Annotated in this window: 14 protein-coding genes; 5 read left to right on the forward strand and 9 right to left on the reverse strand. The window is 51.3% G+C overall.

Annotated features, from left to right (window positions below; translation table 11 throughout):
- Nucleotides 1–40: 40 nt before the first annotated feature.
- A complete protein-coding gene (locus HJG54_RS21170; protein ID WP_316431235.1) occupies nt 41–1,261 on the reverse strand; it encodes an RNA-guided endonuclease InsQ/TnpB family protein in 1,221 nt (406 codons plus the stop codon).
- Nucleotides 1,262–1,294: 33 nt separating this feature from the next.
- On the opposite strand from HJG54_RS21170, the gene tnpA reads away from it, so the two are divergent.
- Nucleotides 1,295–1,759, forward strand: coding sequence for an IS200/IS605 family transposase (gene tnpA, locus HJG54_RS21175; protein WP_316431237.1), 465 nt, complete (start codon nt 1,295–1,297; stop codon nt 1,757–1,759).
- 105 nt (nt 1,760–1,864) lie between these two features.
- Here tnpA and HJG54_RS21180 read toward each other — a convergent pair whose 3' ends face one another.
- Nucleotides 1,865–5,242, reverse strand: coding sequence for a S8 family serine peptidase (locus tag HJG54_RS21180; RefSeq protein WP_316431239.1), 3,378 nt, complete (start codon nt 5,240–5,242; stop codon nt 1,865–1,867).
- A gap of 621 nt (nt 5,243–5,863) precedes the next feature.
- On the opposite strand from HJG54_RS21180, the gene abc-f reads away from it, so the two are divergent.
- Nucleotides 5,864–7,474: a ribosomal protection-like ABC-F family protein gene (abc-f, locus tag HJG54_RS21185; protein ID WP_316431240.1), complete on the forward strand. Its 1,611-nt coding sequence runs from the start codon at nt 5,864–5,866 to the stop codon at nt 7,472–7,474.
- Here the strand turns inward: abc-f and nadC are convergent.
- On the reverse strand, nt 7,445–8,305 hold the full coding sequence (gene nadC / locus HJG54_RS21190; RefSeq protein ID WP_316431242.1) for a carboxylating nicotinate-nucleotide diphosphorylase: 861 nt from the start codon (nt 8,303–8,305) through the stop codon (nt 7,445–7,447). The two genes, abc-f and nadC, sit on opposite strands and share 30 nt — an antisense overlap.
- Nucleotides 8,306–8,408: 103 nt before the next feature.
- On the opposite strand from nadC, the gene HJG54_RS21195 reads away from it, so the two are divergent.
- Complete coding sequence (locus HJG54_RS21195; RefSeq protein WP_316431244.1) at nt 8,409–9,023, forward strand: DUF3122 domain-containing protein; 615 nt, start codon at nt 8,409–8,411, stop codon at nt 9,021–9,023.
- On the opposite strand, the gene HJG54_RS21200 is transcribed toward HJG54_RS21195, so the two are convergent.
- The 3 genes from HJG54_RS21200 to HJG54_RS21210 all read right to left on the reverse strand — a co-directional run bounded on the left by HJG54_RS21200 (nt 9,020) and on the right by HJG54_RS21210 (nt 12,250).
- Nucleotides 9,020–10,201: an RtcB family protein gene (locus HJG54_RS21200; protein ID WP_316431246.1), complete on the reverse strand. Its 1,182-nt coding sequence runs from the start codon at nt 10,199–10,201 to the stop codon at nt 9,020–9,022. The genes HJG54_RS21195 and HJG54_RS21200 overlap by 4 nt on opposite strands.
- Nucleotides 10,202–10,287: 86 nt before the next feature.
- Nucleotides 10,288–11,373 carry a ribosome small subunit-dependent GTPase A gene (gene rsgA / locus HJG54_RS21205; RefSeq protein WP_316431248.1) on the reverse strand — a complete coding sequence of 362 codons (1,086 nt, stop codon included), beginning with the start codon at nt 11,371–11,373 and terminating at the stop codon, nt 10,288–10,290.
- A gap of 484 nt (nt 11,374–11,857) precedes the next feature.
- The gene (locus HJG54_RS21210; protein ID WP_316431249.1) at nt 11,858–12,250 is read right to left on the reverse strand and encodes a DIP1984 family protein; all 393 of its coding nucleotides are present in this window, start codon (nt 12,248–12,250) and stop codon (nt 11,858–11,860) included.
- A gap of 259 nt (nt 12,251–12,509) precedes the next feature.
- On the opposite strand from HJG54_RS21210, the gene HJG54_RS21215 reads away from it, so the two are divergent.
- Together HJG54_RS21215 and HJG54_RS21220 are read left to right on the forward strand one after the other, a co-directional pair.
- Nucleotides 12,510–13,361, forward strand: a complete 852-nt coding sequence (locus HJG54_RS21215; protein WP_316431250.1) for a class I SAM-dependent methyltransferase — start codon at nt 12,510–12,512, stop codon at nt 13,359–13,361.
- 452 nt (nt 13,362–13,813) lie between these two features.
- Complete coding sequence (locus HJG54_RS21220) at nt 13,814–14,818, forward strand: CsgG/HfaB family protein (protein ID WP_316431253.1); 1,005 nt, start codon at nt 13,814–13,816, stop codon at nt 14,816–14,818.
- A gap of 14 nt (nt 14,819–14,832) precedes the next feature.
- Here HJG54_RS21220 and HJG54_RS21225 read toward each other — a convergent pair whose 3' ends face one another.
- The 3 genes from HJG54_RS21225 to ptsP all read right to left on the reverse strand — a co-directional run bounded on the left by HJG54_RS21225 (nt 14,833) and on the right by ptsP (nt 20,042).
- Nucleotides 14,833–15,381 (reverse strand): hypothetical protein, encoded by a 549-nt coding sequence (locus tag HJG54_RS21225; protein ID WP_316431254.1) that lies wholly within the window; start codon nt 15,379–15,381, stop codon nt 14,833–14,835.
- A 167-nt stretch (nt 15,382–15,548) separates the two neighbouring features.
- Complete coding sequence (ptsG, locus tag HJG54_RS21230) at nt 15,549–17,480, reverse strand: glucose-specific PTS transporter subunit IIBC (protein ID WP_316431255.1); 1,932 nt, start codon at nt 17,478–17,480, stop codon at nt 15,549–15,551.
- A gap of 3 nt (nt 17,481–17,483) precedes the next feature.
- The gene (ptsP, locus tag HJG54_RS21235) at nt 17,484–20,042 is read right to left on the reverse strand and encodes a phosphoenolpyruvate--protein phosphotransferase (RefSeq protein WP_316431256.1); all 2,559 of its coding nucleotides are present in this window, start codon (nt 20,040–20,042) and stop codon (nt 17,484–17,486) included.
- Nucleotides 20,043–20,423 lie beyond the last annotated feature (381 nt).

A 20,423-nucleotide genomic window follows, 5' to 3' on the forward strand; every position in this document is an offset into this window, starting at 1 on the left:
TTGAATTAATCAAAATGTGACATACTCCCGACGCTGACAGCTACGCTGTACAGCGCGGGCTTCTACGGTGACTCTCGACTACCGCCAAGACATTTCCCGTAAGTTGACGCGCCTGATGACCCACGGCACGTTTTTTGATATTAATCGCAGCGTTCAAATCCCGACAGAGGAAAAGCCCACAATTGGGGCAACAATGCACCCTATCAGCAAGCGGTTTCGGAACTCTCTCACCACAACCAGAACAGTCAATACTTGTACCGTTTGGGTTCTCAGGTAAGGTTAGCTTCCCGGCTCTCTCAGCCTTGTTAGCCCCAATCGCCAAGAATTGACCCCATCCAGCATCTAGCACTGATTTGGCTAGTCTTGTCTTTGCCAGCCCTTTAATATTCAGTTTTTCGTGAATGATGACGTCATACTTTTCAAGCAACCAACTCCACACTTTGAAATGGAAATCTTTCCGTTGCCGTGCAATCTTTAGATGCAGTTTTGCTACCCGATTGACAGCCTTTTTGCGACGGTTTGAACCCTTCTGTTTGCAGGATACAAAGCGCTGCAACTTGGCTAGTTTCTTCTGCGCTTTGCGGAAGTATTGAGGGACTTCCACCCGCTCATTGTTGGATGTAACCAAAAACTCTTTTAGCCCCAAGTCAATGCCAACCGAATTATCCCAATCTACATCAGGACTAGACTCAGGAACAGAATCATCTTGCAGGCTGAGGGTGACATACCATCCGTCCGCTTTGTGAGTGATGATGGCTGACTTAACCTCAAACCCTGTGGGTAGTGGACGATGCCAAATCACCTGGACTCTACCAATCTTAGGTAGTTCAATTTTGTTGCCGTCAATCCAATCAATCAAAGCTTGAGGATAGGTAAAACTGCGGTATCTACCAGCACCCTTAAATCTTGGCCTCCCTGACTTCTTTCCGTTGCAGTCCCCTTTGATGTAGCGATCAAAAGCGAGTTTTACCCGCTTCACCATGTCTTGCAGCATTTGAGAATGAATCTCTTTGTACCAGGGTCTATCTTGCTTCAAACCGACTAGAGCGCGTTTCTGCCCGTAGTATTCAGGTTGCTCTCTCGGTTCAGCAATACTGCAAACCAGAGGGCATGAGTTGATTGCACAGCGATTCATTTCCCACCAATCAAACCGATCTGCCAGCATCCAGTTGTATTGATGCCGCAGCCTATCAAGCCACCTGTTGAGCGTGGTTTGTTGTTCGGTCGTTGGAAGTAGTTTGTATTGGTATGCAAGTCTCATGCTACGATTATAACACGCTCATTAGAAATGACAATGCCAAAAGACAGTTATATTGCAAGGTCTAGAGGTGTTAGCCGTTTGTACGCTCACCTAGTATTAACTCCAAAGTACAGAAAAAGCGTAATTAGCCTCGAAATGCTTGAAAGGTTGATAGAAATTGTCAAAGATCTCTGCGAGAAATGGCAGTGTGATTTGATTGAATGCAACGGTGAGCCGGATCATTTGCACGTTTTGTTCAGATACGCTCCACAAATGCAACTCAGCAAGTTCATCGACAACCTGAAAAGTGTATCCAGTAGACGAATTAGATCAGAGTTTGAATCTGAACTGAGAAAAGTTTACTGGAACTGGGATAAAGGTTTCTGGAATGAATCCTACTCGATTGACTCGTGTGGGCATGCACCTCTCCCTGTGCTGATTCGGTATGTTGAGAATCAAAGCAAATTGCTCCTTCGCTCCGCTCAGTCACGCGACTCTCCCACGCGACGTTCACCCTAACGGGTAGAACGCGGGGCTTCCCGTCTAGGAGCTAAATTAAAAAGGACGACCGGCTAAAAGTGGCAACGATCGTCCTTTTATATTTACTGAGGTATTCAATTCTTGTTATCCAACCACAATATTGCTGTGATTGAGCGCTAATCCCGGCGAGAGTTGGGCGAACTGAACCTGCGCCGCAGAACCGGTACCGTCAGAGTCGTAGAATAGTGCCCCAGTTCCAGCATCATAGATAAAGCGTTGGTCGCTGCTGCTGGCAGTTGAGCCAATCTGAAATTGATTCGCTGCAATCACACCCGGCGTTAAGTTGCTGTCGAACCCTGGGGAGATTCGGATGACATCGTCCGCGACCGAAAAGTCTTGGATGCTATCGATACCTTCGCCTGAGGTCAGAAAACCAAATTGATCCTTGCCGGTTCCGCCAGTCAGAGTATCATTGCCAGCGCCACCAACTAAAAGGTCATCTCCAGCTCCGCCGAGCAGAATGTCATCCTCACTGCCGCCAAACAAACGATCCTCGCCCTCGCCGCCGTTGAGTTCATCGGTTCCGGCTCGGCCCAAGAGGCGATCATTACCGGCCAGTCCTGCTAGATGGTTGCTGGCATCATTGCCGGTAATTTCGTTACCGCGATCGTTTCCGGTGCCATCAATCGCTGCATTTCCCAGCAGTACCAAATGAGTATCTCCAGACTCTAGCACTCGACTTTCAGAAGCAGACTGGTACAGGCTCGACACCTCTCGAACAAAAAAGGTGTAGGAGGCCAGTTCGGATTCTTGCTGAAGGTTGCCGCTTTCGCGTTTGGCATAATAGTCTTCGATGATCTGGGCCTGCTGTTCGCGGTTAAAGTCAACCGTCAGTCCCTGATTAGCAGCTCGATGGTTTTCTAAGGCTTGAATCGTATAGCTGTAGCCTGTATCAGAATGTTGCCCTTGTAGCGCTTGGGGAATGTAAATGGCGCCATCTTGCTCGTACTGCCAGACATGGGTGAGTTCATGGATCAGGGTTGATTTGTCGATTGGTCCCCAGGTGTTGATAGTGTGGAAGGTGGTGAACGGTCGATTGGTTTCGCCATTATCCACTTCTTTAGCGGCATGCACCGAGCGGGCTTGCTCATCAATTCGCACCAAATCTAGATTGATCGAATCTCCGAATACGCTTTTAGCAATTGCCTTTTCTTCGCTGGTGAGGGAGCGAGTATTGAGTTTGAGTAAATCTGCGGCAGTTTCGGCCAGTTCGGGAATGCCAGCAATTTCAACCCAGTCTAACTGTGTTCGCGCCCAAGCTTTTGCCGCATCGCCTAAACGCCCTTGTCCAATCGACTGCACCATATCCCAATAATCTTGTCCCAGCCGCTTAAACCGATCTGGTAGATCGGTCAGCCAAGATTCACCACGCTGTAGCGCTCCCAATAATTTATCTCCAACTTTCGCGATTACTGCATCTGGCCCATTTCCAATTGTGTCAATTACTGTGTTGGAAATGATTCCAGCCTCATCGATTGCAGCATCTGCAATATGTCCTGCTTTGTCAAAGACGGTATTGCCAACAGCACCAGCCTTATCAAAGGCATCATCTACAAACTTACCGGCTGCATCAAGACCAACTTGCTCCAGCACCCACTTCGCTCCATCGCCAATTTTGTCAAACCCCCAGTTGACGACATTCCCGGCTTGATCAAACACCCAATCGGTGGCATCACCGAGTTGATCAGCCGTCCAGTTGGCAGCATCCCCAATCTGATCCGATGTCCAACTTGCGGCATCTTGCGTCTTGTCGCTGACCCAACCAACAGCGGCATCAATCGCATTACCAACCGTCTGCGCGGCATCAACAGCAGCATTTCCGGCTGCCTGAACAGCATCCACAATCGTATTATCAACGGCTTGTACCGTATCAACCACGGCATTCCCCGCCACCTGAGCCGTATCAACCACCGTATTACCAGCTTGCTGCACCCCATTAACTGCTGTATTTCCTACGGTTTGTGCGGCATCAATCACTGTATTACCAACCTGTTGCGCCGTATCCACGACGGTATTCCCGGCTGCTTGCACGCCATCAACGGCTCCGTTTACTGCCCCTTGGACGCTATCAATCGCTTGGTTGATTACATCGCCACCAACTGCACCAATTACAGTTTGAGTACCATCAATAGCCGTATTGACTGCGGTTTGAGTTACGTCAACTACAGTATTACCGACAGCCTGGGCTGCATCAACAACGGCACCCCCCGTTGCTTGCACCGTATCCACCACTGTATTACCGACAGATTGCGCCGTATCCACCACTGTATTCCCTGCCGTTTGCACGGTATCCACAACGGCACCCCCCACCGCTTGCGCTCCATCGACTACCGTGTTCCCGACGGTTTGTGCCCCATCCACCACTGCACTACCGACCGCCTGCGCTCCGTTCACTACTGTATTACCCACTGACTTTGCCGTATCAACAGCCTTACTGCCCACATCCTTGATCACCTTGATCGGATTAGGAATCTTAATTCCCCATGCCGGACGTTCGAGGGTTGACTCCAGCATCGGAGCGAAGCTCGGTGGTGCGAATCTTTCTGGCGGCTGGTAAGGTTCTGCCTGAGTGACCCTAGCCCGGTTTACCGCCTCCACCTGATTCAGTAAGCCAGCTCCCACGTCTGTGACAGATGCCTCTAACCGAGTGGCGGTGGCTTTAAGGATTTCCCCGACCTGACGATAGCTCAACCCAGGATTCGCAGCCCAGATTTGCTGAACCACCTGCGTTACATGGGCCGCGGCGATTGAAGTGCCGGTGCGAGTGGTACCAGTGGAATCGGCTAGACGACCGGGGGCTATTAGAGCTAGACCTGGACCATAGCTAGAGTAGACGGCCCGCTGCTGTTGCTCGGCAGCCCCTACGGTAATGATGTTGTCGAACATCCTGGCGGCCTGACCCAGAGCTGACATAGCTCCACCGGTATTGCCTGCGGCGGCTACAATCAGAACGCCCTGCTGATGGGCATACTGGAGAGCAGCCTGTTCCTGCGGTGCTAATTTAAACCGAGTTGTGAGTTGACCGTCTGGATTGACCTGAACCAGATCAAAGCTGAGGTTGATGACGGCATTTTCGGTCCCCAGTGCTCTTACTGTTGTGACAAACTCCACCAACGATGCCGCCCATTGGCCAGTTCCCACCGCCCGACCAAGCCACAGCAGAGGTTGCCGATCCCTACCATTTGCACACCCCGATCCAGAAGCTGTCACCACCTTCAGGACTGCACTGCCGTGCTGATAATTGGTTGGCTGAGCAGATGATGCGCCGTTGCCGGAGTAGTGATTCCAGCCCCAAAGAATTTGTGTCGGAGCAATGGTAGCCTTATCAGGCTTGAAGTCTGTGTCAATCAAGCCAACCAGCAGCTTAGATCTGATTGTTGGAGAAGCGATCGTTGGTTGATGAGAATTCGATCCGTTAAAGTTCGATGCATTAAACCCAGTTGAAGTGGAGGCTGCTAACATCGCTGTTTACCCCATTGAAGTAGATGATTTGTGTCGTTCAGAATCCAAAAGCGGTCTAGAGGAAAACCAGAGAAAAGAGGATTACCGACCGAGTTCAGGTATCCATTTACCCTGTGAGTGATTTATTGGTGGGATGCTTCTGGTTTATTCACGCTGGCAGCCGCTCGATTTAAGTTTTTGAAAATTACTGAAAATTTCTGCCGATCCGGAATGTGAATCTCGGTGTTGTAGTATAGTAAGAACTACACCTTTCAGGATTCTTCTAACAATGAAGTAGGGAAGCAAGGCGCTAAACGCCGTCTAGTCAGAAAAATCTAGTCAGAAAAATGCGAACTGCGGTTTCAGCTTTGCTGTGTATCACGAAGATAGCTGCCGCAGCGGTATGTGAAAGGTAACTTAAAGATTTTTTTGAATTTGAGAGCTTGAATTTGAAAACCATTCTGTGATTTTTGGTTGCAATTACGTTGGATTGCAAAACTCAACTTCTTGCACAGACAAGCTATTGTGCATTGTCAAAACCCAAGCTTGTTGATGCTCGAATCTGAGAAATCGCGAGTTATCTGAGCCATTACTCTCTATCCCCAGTGAATTAAACCCAGCGCCACATGAGGAGGTGTTTATATGGGATATCCAAATGTCTATTTAGTAGCACAGGAGATTGATTATGCCGTTTCAGCTACTGAAACATTATTTAATCACGTGCAAGTCAGCATTACCGCCACAGATCGAATTGCTTTAGTAGGTTGCAATGGAATCGGGAAGTCTACATTTTTGCAAATCTTAGCAGGATTAAAAGAACCAAGCCAGGGAGCAGTCAATCGAAACAGTAGCGTTTATTATTTACCACAAATTAGCACACTACAGTATCAAAATCCTGTGAGCGTGCTGGATGTAATGAGTTCAGCCTATGAGGAATGGTGGCAGGTTGAAGAAATTCTAGACAGCCAATTTGGTACGAAACTCGATCTATCTCTACCGATTAACTCGCTTAGCGGCGGCGAATTGACCAAGCTATTTTTGGCAGTCGGGCTAGCTCAGAAGCCGCAGTTATTGCTGCTAGATGAGCCGACAAATCACATGGATTATTTAGCGCTAGAACAGTTGCGGCAATGTCTCACCCACCTTGAGGGAGCGTTTGTGATCGTGTCCCACAAGCCGTTCTTTCTTGATCAGGTGGTGCAGACGACTTGGGAACTGACGCCTACCGGAGTGAATATCTACGGCGGCAACTTCTCTGACTACCGCGCCCAGAAGCAGATCGAACGGCAGGCGGCTTTGCGTACTCATGAAGTGGCCCGCAAGGCACTCAAACGCGCCAAAGCATCGGCCTTACAAGAACAAAAACGGGCTGCCCAATCTCGGCAACAAGGCCAACGGCTGGCAGGCAGTATGCCAAAAATTGTCGCTGGAGCCAAGCAGCGTCAAGCCGAGGTGACGGCTGGCATCGCTAAACAAAAACACGAGGCTGCCGTTGCCAAAGCGGTGCAAAAAGTTGCAGATACTAAGCTCAGAACCACCAAAGCGGCACAAATTCAGTTGGAAGAAACCAGCCAGAAGCGGCGACAGTTGATCTGGGTTGAAGCAGCTAACCTGCAATTGGGCGATCGCACCTTGATTGAGGACATTCAACTTCAGATTCGGGTCGGCGATCGGATTGCGGTAGCAGGTGCCAATGGATCGGGCAAGTCTAGCCTGGTCAAAGCCATCCTTGGTTTAGATGCGGCTCGGTTGACGGCAGGTGAATGGTCACTGGCTGCAAACCTAAAAGCCGTCTACCTCGACCAAACCTATGCCCTCGTGCAGCGCCACCGCACCGTGCTAGAAAACCTCCAGGATGCAAATCCAGATTTGCCCTATCAACTGCTGCGTCAGCAGCTCGGCCATTTCCTCTTCTTTAACGATCAGGTTTACAAACCGGCGGCGGTATTAAGCGGCGGTGAATTGGCCCGACTGGCGATTGCTATACTCAGCGTTGCTGAACTAGATTTGCTAGTTCTGGATGAACCAACCAATAATCTCGATATCGAAACGGTAGATTATTTAGTGAAAGCAATTAACAACTACCAAGGTGCATTATGGGTGATTTCCCACGATCTGGATTTTCTCAGTCAAATTCAAATTACTCAGGCGCTAAAACTGTCTGGTCAAAGGTTGCAGCCAATGTCCCATCTTCCTCACGAGACTGAGGCATACTATCAAGAGCTATTGGCCGATTTTCATACTCAGATCTAGCCAGGTAGAGCGGGTAATTGGAGCGCTGCTGGAAATATAATCGACTCCGGTTTCAGCAACGACTCGAATTGTGCCTAGCGTAATGTTGCCAGAGGCCTCGATTTTGATGCGATTATTCGTGCTTCGAATCATCTCCACAGCGTGCCGCATTACATCAACTGACATATTATCTAACATGATAATATCAGCATTTTGCTGTAGAGCTGCTTGCACCTGCTCTAGCGTTTCCGTTTCCACTTCAATCGTGAGCGGATAGGGAATGCGGGTGCGAATTTGGGCAATGGCAGCGGCAATACCACCGGCAGCAGCAATGTGATTGTCCTTGATCATCACTCCGTCGTCCAATCCCATGCGGTGATTGGTGGCTCCTCCGACTTGCGTGGCGTATTTTTCTAAGATTCTCAGCCCTGGTGTAGTTTTGCGTGTGTCTACGAGCTGGGTTGGCAGATCAGCAATTTGCATCACGTATTTGTTCGTCAGAGTAGCAATACCGCTCAACCGCATGGCTAAATTCAGCGCCACTCGTTCGCCGGTTAATAGGCAATCCAGCGGACCGGCGAGTTCGGCCACCACCTGCCCCCGCTCGCACCACTGCCCCTCGGCCACCAACGCCGTGAATTTCATTTCTGGGTTAAGCAGCTGAAACACGCGCGCGGCTATGGGAAGTCCGGCAATGATGCCCGCTTCTTTGACGATCCACTGGGACTGCCCCAACGGCGGCTGACTGGAAAATAAACTTTGCGTGGTTCGGTCCCCCCGCCCGATATCTTCTAGCAACCAATCTTGCAACAGGCGGTCGAGCAGCAACAGAGGAGGTAAAACAGCGTTCATTGCCAAACAGGTTAGTAGGCGGACAGCATCCTGATCCTAGCTGATATTGGGAGCAGCCCCGTCTCCTGGCATAGGATAGCTATAGTCTTTCTAGCAATTGATTGTGATTAAAACGAAACGCTTTTGGATCGTTCAGGTCTGGCTTGCTCTGGGGTTGGTTTTGTTTCTGGGGCTGGCTTATAGTCCTGCTGCTGCGGCCACGGTTCTCTATACGGCGGATACCTCCAGTGCTGTGATTGTGCAGTCGCGGCGGACATTGCGAGACCAAGACCACCACAGTTGGCAGGTGATTGGTTTCAAACCTATTCAAGCGGATGGACGCGAAGGTGGGATGGCGCTGAGGTTGGTTGGCTTTCCTGGCGCGGTTGCAATTGACCATGCGCAGCCAATTACCTTTACCGACCCCAAAGGCCATACCCTGCCTGTCCACGACATCTCGAACCAAATTGGCAAAGATGTGCCGCTCCAGCCCCATGTTGCGCAGTACGATCTGCCAGCCGTTTTATCCGAGTTGCCAATCGACTATCGCTTACGGCTGGAAGTTCCCACCCTAACGCCTCCACCAGTAGTGCTGCAAATTCCGCCTGCCTTGATTCAGGAATGGCAAACGGTCGTCAACACCCACAGTCGCGATCTGATTGATGCCTGCGACAAATTTCCGGCAGAGGCTCGTCAGAATCCGGCCTTGCCGGCCTGGGTGGGCTGCTCATCGGATTAGCCTTTGACGCAGACGATTTGCTTCAGCGTCGCCACGACTTCGACCAGATCCGACTGGTTTTCCATCACCTGCTCAATGGGTTTATAGGCAGCTGGAATTTCGTCGATCACGCCTTCGTCTTTGCGGCACTCGATTCCGGCTGTTTGCTGAATCAAATCATCCAGCGTGTAGGTTTTCTTGGCCTTGTTGCGCGACATTAGGCGTCCGGCTCCGTGCGAGCAAGAGCAGTAGCTGGCGCAGTTGCCTTTTCCCTTCACAATGAAGGACTTGGCTCCCATTGAACCCGGAATAATGCCATAGTCGGTCTCCTGGGCACGCACTGCTCCCTTGCGAGTCACATACACCGCTTCGCCGTAGTGGACTTCTTTTTCGGCGTAGTTGTGGTGGCAGTTGACCTGGAGCAGAGGCTTGGTGGGTTTGCCGCCCGCCCCATGCGTTTCGATGATCCGCTGGAATCGGGCCATCATCACCTCGCGGTTGAATTTGGCATAGTGCTGTGCCCATTGCAAATCGTGCCAGTAGGCTTGGAATTCGGCAGTGCCCTGCACAAAGTAGGCCAGGTCGGGATCGGCCAGCTTGGTCTGGCTCAGTTTCATCAATTCCTTTGCGGTTTGGATGTGGTACTGGGCCAACATGTTGCCAATGTGGCGAGAGCCAGAGTGCAGCATTAGCCAAACTTGATCCTCTGTATCAAGGCAGACTTCGATAAAATGGTTGCCTCCCCCCAGCGACCCCATTTGCTTCATCGCTTTGGCTTCTAGATCTTGCACGCCGGGATGCAGATCTTTGAACTCGCGCCAGCCCTGCCAGTTGGTCACGGCTTTCTCCAGGTCTTTGTTCTCATTGAAGCCGACTGGAATCGCAGCCTCAATGTCGCGGCGAATTTGCTTCAGTTTGCCGTCGAGCTGATCCGCCGTGAACGGTGTTTTGATCGCCGACATGCCGCAGCCAATATCGACACCCACCGCCGCCGGCAGAATTGCATCTTTGGTAGCAATCACCGAGCCGACCAGCGCGCCCTTACCGAGGTGAACATCCGGCATTAACGCCACATGCTTGAACACAAACGGCAGCGAGGCAACGTTCTTTGCCATTTGAGCTTCGTTTGGCCCCAGTTCGTGGTTCGCCCAGGACAGAATTGGGGTTGGGGTTGAATAGTTGAGCGGTTCGTAAGGCATGGATGGATTCCTTCCAAGTTCTATCTTCAAATTTTGTTACTGACTCGCAGTCAGAGAAATCGGTATTTTTCCCGTGATACAACGGCTTAGCGATGGTCATATTTGGGATGATGGCGCAAGGATTTTGTGATCTGCTTCCACCGCGCTTTTTCTTCTATCTGCATCCGGTGATCCTGTTTGCGATTGAGGTGGTGAATTTCTTGCTGCAGCTTTTGGTAATTGTGCCAACGCGCTTCATCTAAGCTGCCCTCCTCTAGTGCCTGCTGGATCGCACAACCCGGTTCTCCGGCATGGCGGCAATCGCGAAACCGACAATCGAGCGCCAAAGTTTCAATATCGGTAAAGGTTTCTTGCAGGCTCTCTTCTCCCGCCCAAACCTGAAGTTCCCGCATTCCAGGCGTGTCGATTAGTAAGCCCCCTCCCGGCAAGCGAAACAATTCCCGGTGAGTGGTAGTGTGTCGGCCCCGATCATCGCCCAGTCGAACTGGCTGTACGGCCTGCGCAGCTTTGCTCAACAACTGATTGGTGATCGTCGATTTACCGACACCCGATGACCCCAACAGCGCCACTGTTTGACCAGGTGCAAGATAAGCACGCAACGGCTCCAAGCTCTGATGCTGTAAGGCACTCAAGCAGCAAATCGGCACCCCCAGCGCAATTGATTCTACGTCTTGCACTCTCTGCTCAATTTGATTCGACAAATCGACCTTGTTCAGCACAATCACCGGATTCGCGCCGCTCTCCCAGGCCAGGATTAGATAGCGCTCGATTCGTCGCAGATTGAAATCCTGATCCAAGCCTGATACTAAAAACACAGTATCGATATTGGCCGCCACTACCTGCGCAGTTGTTTTGGCTCCAGCAGTTTTGCGACAGAACTGGCTTTTGCGGGGTAAAACTCGCTGGATGATGGCGGTTTTCTCAGTTGTGCTAGGGGTTTCAGGGATTTCAGACTGAATCGCAGATTGAATCACCACCCAATCGCCAATCGCAGGACGCGCCTCTTGGTGCCGTAATTTGCCGCTGATCGTAGCCGTGAGTTCCCCGGTTGCATTGTACAGCCTGTAGTGGCTTTTGTGTTCTAACGCGACGCGAGCCACGCTGTAGCCAGATGCTAGATCCGATGTATGTTGGGCGAAAAACTCGTTCCACCCTAATTCCTGTAACGTCATAAGATTCCTTGTGAAGTAGTGATATTGATTGCAGGGAAACTACGTTCACAGAGGAATAGCAGCAATCTTCAGGAAACTCTAAGAGGATTTTTAAAAAGTATCAAAAGTTCTGCATTCGCCCCCTAAATCCCCCAATTCTGGGGGACTTCCAATCTGGTTCTCTCCAAAGTTGGGGCCTAGGGGGCAGTTCGGGCACAATTTTGGCTTTTCAAACACTCTCTAAAGTAGCACTAACCGGCTTCTAGATTGCTTTCTAGAACGATCTAAAAAATTTGAGTTGATTCCTCTATGACCGTAGGGAAACTTGGACACTGACCGAGGTATTCATCGATTCAAACATGGCTCCTCCTGATGTAATCTGAATGCTGATAATCTCAGTTGAAAAATTTCCCCTATCCCACCCTCACCAATTGCAACAGACCAGTACGTGGTAGTACGCTGTGCTCAGTACCCGTTAACGTGTGACATCTACTGGGCTACTCTGTCATTTGAACAGCGCCCCGACTGCCACATTCACCGTTCTCACACGGCCTCTTGCATTTACAGATCCATCAAAGAAGCCGTGATTTTGACCAAAGGTGGCCTTAATGACCTCTCTATACAAATTGGATTTGATTCTCAGCGTATCGCGTTCTGCCAAAGCGTCTGCCAGAGTTCCTAAATTAGCAAATGGCGTCTGCGAATTGGTGCGGTTGATCTGCTGGATCAACTGAGTCAGGTTCTCAATAATCCGATCCACTTCAGCTAACAGAGTTTGTGGATCTTCGGCTAGCGAATCGCCTTCTTCCACTTTTACCACTCGCTCTAGCCGCTCACGCAACTGTGAAATTCGTTTCTGACAATCGGCTCTCAAAATCAGGGCTTCTGCTAATTTCATATCGGTTCCTTCGATGCTTAAGACTGACCAAACTTGGAGTCGTTTTTTAATTACTGTGCTTTTTACAACTACGCTAAAACCCGTGTAGAGCCAAGGCTGAGCTTTGAATGACGCCTGATACTATATACTTGTAGTATTTTTGTAGTATTACTGTCAAGAGTGTGTAGCAATTTTTTTAGATACACAATTGGCTCTGCAATTTCTGGAGAAATTCACTACACTGCGGATGGAATTGGAGAGAATTCTTGGAGAGAATTCAATGACCGTTCGCCAAGACACTTTATTCGAGCGCTTCCTTGCTCCCATCTTCGGCTTTTTGATCGACCGAGAAGCGTTATTGCGCTATCGCAACAGCAAAGACTGGGAACGGGAGAGCGAGCGCTTCCGCCAGCCCAATTTCGCTTACCCTACCTACTACAATCAGAACTTTCATGGCGTCAAAAACGGCTATCTCAGCCCCGATGCAGCCGTAACCTACGATCCAATAACCCAATATGTGCTGCCGCCTAACGAAGAATGGGTCCGCAAAGGCTTGATCGAACGAATTCGCTGTCAGCCGCGCCGGATTCTCGATTTAGGTTGCGGTACGGGTTCCACGACGCTGCTGCTGAAGCAAGCCTTTCCCTTTGCTGAGGTGATTGGCATCGATCTGTCGCCCTATATGCTGGTGGTGGCCGCCGACAAAGCCGAACAATCCGGATTAAAGGTTAACCTGAAGCAGGCCAATGCCGAGCAGACTGGATTTGCGGATACTAGTTTTGATCTGGTCACAGCCTCACTTCTGTTTCACGAAACTCCGCCCCTCGTCTCCTGTAACATTCTGCAAGAGGCATTTCGCCTGCTGAAACCGGGCGGTGAGGTGCTGATTCTGGATGGCAACCAGTCTACTTTGCGCCAAACCGAATGGCTGACGCAGATCTTTGAAGAACCCTACATCAAAGACTACGCGGCGGGCAATGTGGGCGACTGGATGCGAACCGCTGGCTTTGCCGATGTGCAGACTGAGGAGGTGTGGTGGGTGCATCAGGTGACGCGCGGCGTAAAGCCGTTGCCCTACCGAAAAGTTGAGTTTGAAAGTACGCAGGTAGAAGGCTCGTGGGTCATGGGTTGAACTAGAAGGAGCGCAACAAGATACTGATGAATTCTTCTGGTGTTGCAGTTGGAGCGGACCGCTCCGGATGCCGGCTTCCCCATAGCCCCGATTGTACAGATCATGAATCGCGTAGGCAATGACCTGTTTGGAACAGAAGAAAGCTGATAGGGAATTGTACCGTTTCCTAGCAATTTGGCTGCACAAATCTAGGGAAGCGCAATCGAGAAGGCATTCCGTCCGAAATGCCCTATAGCCGACGTGAATATCTAAGCAGCCGATTCACTGCATCTGGCGGTTGGAAACGCGAAGCGGTTAATTTGAGGGTGCGCGTAGCTGCAGGGTTTAACCTGTCGGTCAGCTTTAATTCTGGGCAAGCTATGAAAAGTTCTAGCTAAGGCAAGGCCGTTTTGCCTGAAACGCTCCTTTCACAATCGAACTGTTTAAACGATACAGAACCCAATTTCATGACTATGCAATCTCAACACCTGACGAATCTTGCTCGACTTTCTTGTGGTGCGCTGCTCTTAACGAGCCTTGTCAATGGGCTATTCACCCAATCTATTGCTCTAGCCAGCGAACCAGGCAACGTTCAAATTGCCCAATCTCAGCCGCAAGGACGGTTGCGCGTCGCCGTGTTGGATTTTGACTATGCCAGCACCGGAGCTGACTACTGGTGGTACAGCAATCCCAATGCCGCTCAAGGGGTGAGCGACCTGCTGACAACCAAACTGTTCCAGAGCGGCAAATATACGGTGATTGAGCGCAGCCGGATTGCCGAAATTCTGCAAGAGCAAGATCTGGCCGCCTCCGGACGCATTGATCCCAGCACCGCCGCCCAAATTGGCCGAGTCCTGGGCGCAGATGCAGTTGTGATTGGGTCCGTGACCCGCTTCAACTTGGATGAGGAAGGCGGCTCTGTTTCAGTTTTCGGCATTGGTGCTAGCAATCGCACCCGCACTGCCGAAGTAGCGCTAACTGCCCGGATCGTCAATACCACCACGGCAGAAATTGTTAGCGTGGCCGAGAGTTCCGCATCCGCCGATCGCAGCAGTGGCGGCGTTTCGATTTCGATTCTTGGCAGCGGTGGCTCCAGCGCTAACAATGATAGCGAGCTGCTGAGCACGGCAGCCGAACAGGCCGTCAGTGATTTGGCCACTCAACTCGCCTCTGCCGCTCCCCAACTGGCCGCTCTGCCCCAAATCACGCCGGTCATCGACGCTACCGTAGCCGATATTTCCGGCAATACCGTGATCATCAACAGAGGTTCCCAAGATGGCTTCCGCACCGGCATGAGGCTATCCATTGAGCGGGTAGACCGCGAAGTCACCGATCCGGAAACCGGCGAAGTGCTGCGGCGCGTCACCACGCCCATCGGCCAGATCGAACTGACGGAAGTGGATGCCCGGTCCGGCGTCGGGCGCATCATCAGCGGCACTGGATTCCAAGTCGGCGATAAGGCCAGAGCCGTGCAGTAAATCCTGCGATTCGTTCATGAAAACAGGCGGAACCTGTATTTGGTATCTCTGCTGGGCCGATCAAACCGAATGTATACAACTAGATTCTCGGCATAGGGATTCTCGAATCCAACTGTCCGTAGTCTATCGCTACCTTTAAACACTCGACTGCCAGCAAACTGGGGTCTGATGCCCAGCGCCGGAACCGCACCAAATAGAGAATAACGAATTGTGCCTCGATCAACTTTGAATGAATAACCGCCATTGGGTAGCGTCACGCCACTCGGTACAGTGAGAGCGTAGATGTCTACCCGGTCTTTTTTGCCAAGCGTATCGTTAATTTTTAGATCCAGTTTGCCGCCCCTATAGATACCTAAACTGCGGGCTGTAGCGAACCGATTATCTGATTGATTATTATCTGAGCGATTGGTGCTGCTGCGCAGCCGTCCTAGTTGCGAAGCGGGCCTGCTCTCCGATCGGTTGAGCAAACTGAAGTGAGAATTTTGCCAAGATAAACCACGATTAGCCGCTTGCTTAAACGACTGATTAGAAGAGACATCGGTTAAATAATTAGAAAACAGCATTTGAATCTCGCAATCAATAGAAGTGATTATTACAGATCTATCGCAAATTGTCGTGAGCTGACATACTCAAAAAATACTTAAATAAAAAGATGCAGATCCATGCTGCACCTTTTTCTAACATTTGAGATTGAATTACATTGAATTAACTGGTTACAAAATTAATCTGATCAAATCTTGGCTAATTGATCGCTCATTTCAGCAGAATATTGGTCTGCTCCCAAACCCACAATCAAATGTAGTTTGCCGCCCGGTATGCGCAAAATGCCTTGGACTCCGGCGGCTTGCAGTGCTTCCTCATTCACTTTGGCACTATCTGCCACTTCTACCCGTAAGCGAGTCAAGGCAACTGGATCAACCCGGCGAATATTGCCGATGCCACCCAGAGCTGCAATCATGGCCCGCACTTTGGCTGGCGCATCTGGATCGATGGTGGGTTCACTGATCACCGTGCCGACCGAACCCGACATCGATTCGGCTGCTGCAATTTCTGCCATATTCGGCTCGTAGGCTTCGTCCGCTTCGGCTCCAGCATGGCGCAGATACTCGACCATATCGGTCTTGAGACCTTCAGAGCGCGGTCCAAAAATGGCCTGAGCGCTGTTGCCTACCTCCAGAACGCCCGATGCTCCTAACGCCTTCAGGCGCGGCTTGTTCACTTTCTTCATATCGTTGACCGTAATCCGCAAGCGGGTGATACAAGCATCGAGGGTGGCAATATTGCTGCGTCCGCCAAACGCCCGCACCAGTTCTCGGGCCATCTCAGTTGCCCCACCAGACAACTGCACTGCATCCCCGTCTTCCACTTCTTCATCTTCTCGGCCAGGTGTCTTGAAATTGAAGTGTTTGATACCAAAGTAGAAGATCACGAAGTAGAGCGCAAAGAACAAAGGACCGAACGCCAAGATCAACCAGGAGCGAGTGCCCAAACTATTAAATAAGATAAAGTCAATTGCTCCTTGTGAGAACGTAAAGCCCATTTTGCCGCCCATAGTCTGAAACAACCACTGACAAAAGCCAGCGATTAAGGCATGAACGCCATAGAGCAGCGGTGCAACAAACATGAACGAAAACTCTAGTGGCTCAGTAATTCCGGTTAGAAACGAGGTGAAGGCCGCCGAAAACATCAAACCGCTGACTCGGCCTCGATTTTTGGGATAGGCCGCTCGCCACATCGCAATTGCTGCACCTGGTAGCCCAAACATTTTGAACCAGTAGGCTCCACCCAGAATGCCTGCTGTTTTGTCTCCGGCAAAGAAGCGGCGAATATCGCCCGTCACTACTTGATTGGTCGCTGGATCAACAAAGCGGCCAATCTCGAAGAAGAAAGGCACGTTCCAAATGTGATGCAATCCGAACGGCAGCAGCAAACGTTCTACTACGCCATAGACAGCAGCCGTTATGGCTGTGTTGGCACCACTAGCTGTCACATTCGCGGCCACATTAATAGCGTTGCCAATTGGCGGCCAAACCACGCTCATAATGATGGCTAGCAGGATGGCGCTCAGTCCCGTCACAATCGGCACAAAGCGTTTACCCGCAAAGAAACCCAGGTATTGGGGCAACTGAATCCGGAAATACTTGTTAAACAAATAAGCGGCTAGGCAGCCCACCAACAGCCCACCAAATACACCGGTATCCAGGGTATTGATTCCCATTACCGGTTTTAGAACATTGATGGTTTCGGGCAGCCCTTTGGCGACCAGCTCTTCTGGACTCAAGCGCGTCACTGTCGTTGGGTCTAGCCCTTTAGCAATAATGTCCTGTGGCGACAAGTAGCCAAAAAAGGTTTGGGCCGCCGCACCCAGCGCCGCCAGAAACACCGCAAACCCAACGATAGCAGCCAGAGCGGAAGCCCCGTCATTGCCAGTAAACGCAATGACCACTGCAATTGCAAACAGCAGGGGGAGATTGGCAAAAATCGCATCTCCCGATTGTTTCATGATGGTGGCCAACCATTCTGGCATCCACCAAAAGGCTTCTGGCTTACTAAACTTGGCCGAACCAATACCAAGCAGCAGACCAGCAACGGGCAGCACTGAGACCGGCAGCATCAGCGCCTTTCCCATCTGCTGCAACAAGGCAAACATTCGTTTCCACATTTTTTAATCCTCCATTGGCATCAGATCCCGCACTTCCGCACCCGACTGTAGGGTGAGCGCTCGTTCGGCTAGGCGTTGACAGTCATTGAGGCTGAACTCTCGAATCTGGGCTTTGACGCTGGGAATGGTCGGTACACTGACGCTGAGTTCCGTGACGCCCAAGCCAACCAGAATTGGAATCGCCTGGGGATCGCTGCCGATGCCGCCGCAGATGCCGCAGAATTTGCCGTTGGCGTTGGCCGCTCTAGCCGCCATGCCAATTAGTGACAGCACTGCCGGATTCAGACCGTCTACATAGGGAGCCAGTTTGGGATGGCCGCGATCCATTGCCAGGGTGTACTGGGTCAGGTCGTTGGTGCCCACCGAAAAGAAATCGACTTCTTTGGCAAACTGCTCAGCGCTCACCGCCGTGGAGGGCACCTCCACCATGATGCCAGCCGCAATCGGAGCCACACCTAATGCCTGTCGCTCTTCTTCCAGCATTGTTTTCGCCATCCGCCAATCCTCTAGCGTGGCGATCATCGGAAACATGATTTTGACGTTGCCGTGGGTCGAGGTCCGCAAAATCGCCCGCAGCTGGGTGCGCAGAATATCTGGACGGTCAAAGCCAATCCGCACCCCCCGCACGCCCAAGAAGGGATTCTCCTCATGGGGCAAAGGCAGATAGGGCAGGGGTTTGTCGCCACCCACATCCAGTGTGCGGATAATCAAGGGGCGACCGTCGAGGATGCGAGCAATGGTGGAATAGATCTCGGTTTGTTCATCTTCACTGGGGGCGCTGTCGCGTTCCATAAACACAAACTCCGAGCGCAGCAAACCCACGCCTTCACCGCCGAGGGAAACCGCCTTTTCCGCTTCTTCCGCATTGGCAATATTGGCGACTACTTCGATGCGGTGACCGTCCCTAGTCTGAGCGGGCAGATGGGCCGAAGCTAGTTCAGTTTGGCGTCTGGTTTTGAGACGAGCCTGTTTTTGCCGCACCCGCTCCATTTCCTCTAGGGTGGGATGGAGGCGCAGTTTGCCTTTGCTGCCGTCTAGGATTACTGGCGTCCCATCGGGCAGATCCGTAATCCGCGCTTCCGCACCAGCAATCGCTGGGATATCCATTGCCCGCGCCAGAATCGAGACATGCGAGGTGGCTCCGCCGCCTACGGTACAGAAACCCAGCACCTTACCCCGCTCCATGGTGGCCGTATCGGATGGAGTCAGATCTTCGGCCAACAGAATGCAGTTATCGGGATAGGAAACCCCTTCGACCGAGGTACCTGTGAGAATCCGCAGCACCCGTCCGCCTACATCGCGCAGATCGTTGGCTCGTGCCGCCAGGAGTTCGTTCTTTAGCTGGCTCAACTGCTCGGCTTGGGTTGTATAAGCCTGCTTCCAGGCAAAGGCCGCACTTTTGCCCTTATCAATCAAGTTCGTGGTCGTGTCGGTTAATTCCGGGTCTTCGAGCAATTCCAGATGGGCTGCAAAAATGGCGGCTTTTCCGGCATCAGCCTGTCCGTGCACCTTAGCCCGCAGCGCTTCGATTTCGGCCTGGGCCTGCTCGATTGCTCGCTCTAGCTTGCGCCGTTCCTGGTTAGGATTGGCCGCCGTCTCCGTAACGCGGATGTCCTGATGCTGGAGTCGATAGGTATAGCCCACCGCCACACCGGGAGAGGCCGCCACCCCCAGAATCAAATTCGGATCATCGGACCGAGGCCGGGGAGGAGGAGCCGCTGCAGTGAGGGAAGCCACACTGGCCGGAGAGGCTAGTGGTTTCGCCCCTTCTTCACCCAAGCCAGAGCGCAGTGCTTCACTCAGTTCGGCAATCGCGGCATCGGCATCGGAACCGTCGGCAATCAGCTGCACCGTATCACCGTGGTTCACCTCTAGCCCCATCAACCCAACCACGCTGCGGGCACTGACCTCTTTGTCCCCCCGCTTGAGGCGAATATTGGACTTATATTTTTTAGCGAGATTGACCAATACTGCGGCAGGACGAGCGTGCAATCCGGTGGGATTCGGCACAATGATCGGGGCAGAAGTCACCGTTACCCCAGAATCGGCTGTAACGACTGCATCGCTACCGGCTAGAGACAAATCCAAAATCACATCCCGCCCCACTGTGACATTGCCGGAGTATGGCGTGAATTTAGCCACCTGATCGCTGTTGCTGATCACAATTTGTGTCAACAAACTCTTGGCGTGGAGTGCTACATAGTCTGCATCAAAATCGATCAGCGGATCGCCAGCCCGCACCCGATCCCCCACCTTCACCTTGGGATCAAACCCTTCACCCCGAAGCATGACGGTATCGAGGCCAATATGCATCAGCACCTCAATGCCTTCGGCTGTTTTGATCGTCACCGCATGACAAGAGGGATGAAGCTGCACCACCTCACCATCACAAGGAGACAACAGGGATTGGCTGACCGGATCAATCGAGATGCCATCACCCACCATTTTTTCGGCAAACACCGGATCGGGAACTTTTTCAATTGGCACTAATCGGCCTGACAATGGCGCTAGCAACGAAACACCGGCAGCAGTTGTCTGAGCCGATGGAGCAGTATAGGTCATCGTTGTCTCCTTAAACACTGTTTCTTCTATTTCTTCTATGAAGGCAGACGCTCTGCGCGGGGGATGGCAGGGAATGATGCTTAAATTCTTTACCCTTATCGTTAATTGGAAGTTATGGCTGGCCGGAGTTCGTAGATTTTAATGTCTTATTAAGGTTTTATTATTGCCGCCGTTACATCTTGTTAAGCTGTGGTAATTTTCAGTAATGTTGTAAAAGCGTTCTGCTTCAATCCAACAACGTTGTTGATTAGACATCTAAAATGATCTCAATAAATGTCTAAATCTGCGGCCTCAGTGTCAAATTCAGCCTGCTGATGGAATGGCTCGAGTGTTTGTTTGGTAGTTATCGGTTTCACCGTCTTCATCGGTTAGTGAAAGTCC

It is taken from the genome of Leptolyngbya sp. NK1-12, from assembly GCF_032598965.1.
Taxonomy (GTDB): domain Bacteria; phylum Cyanobacteriota; class Cyanobacteriia; order Elainellales; family Elainellaceae; genus Elainella.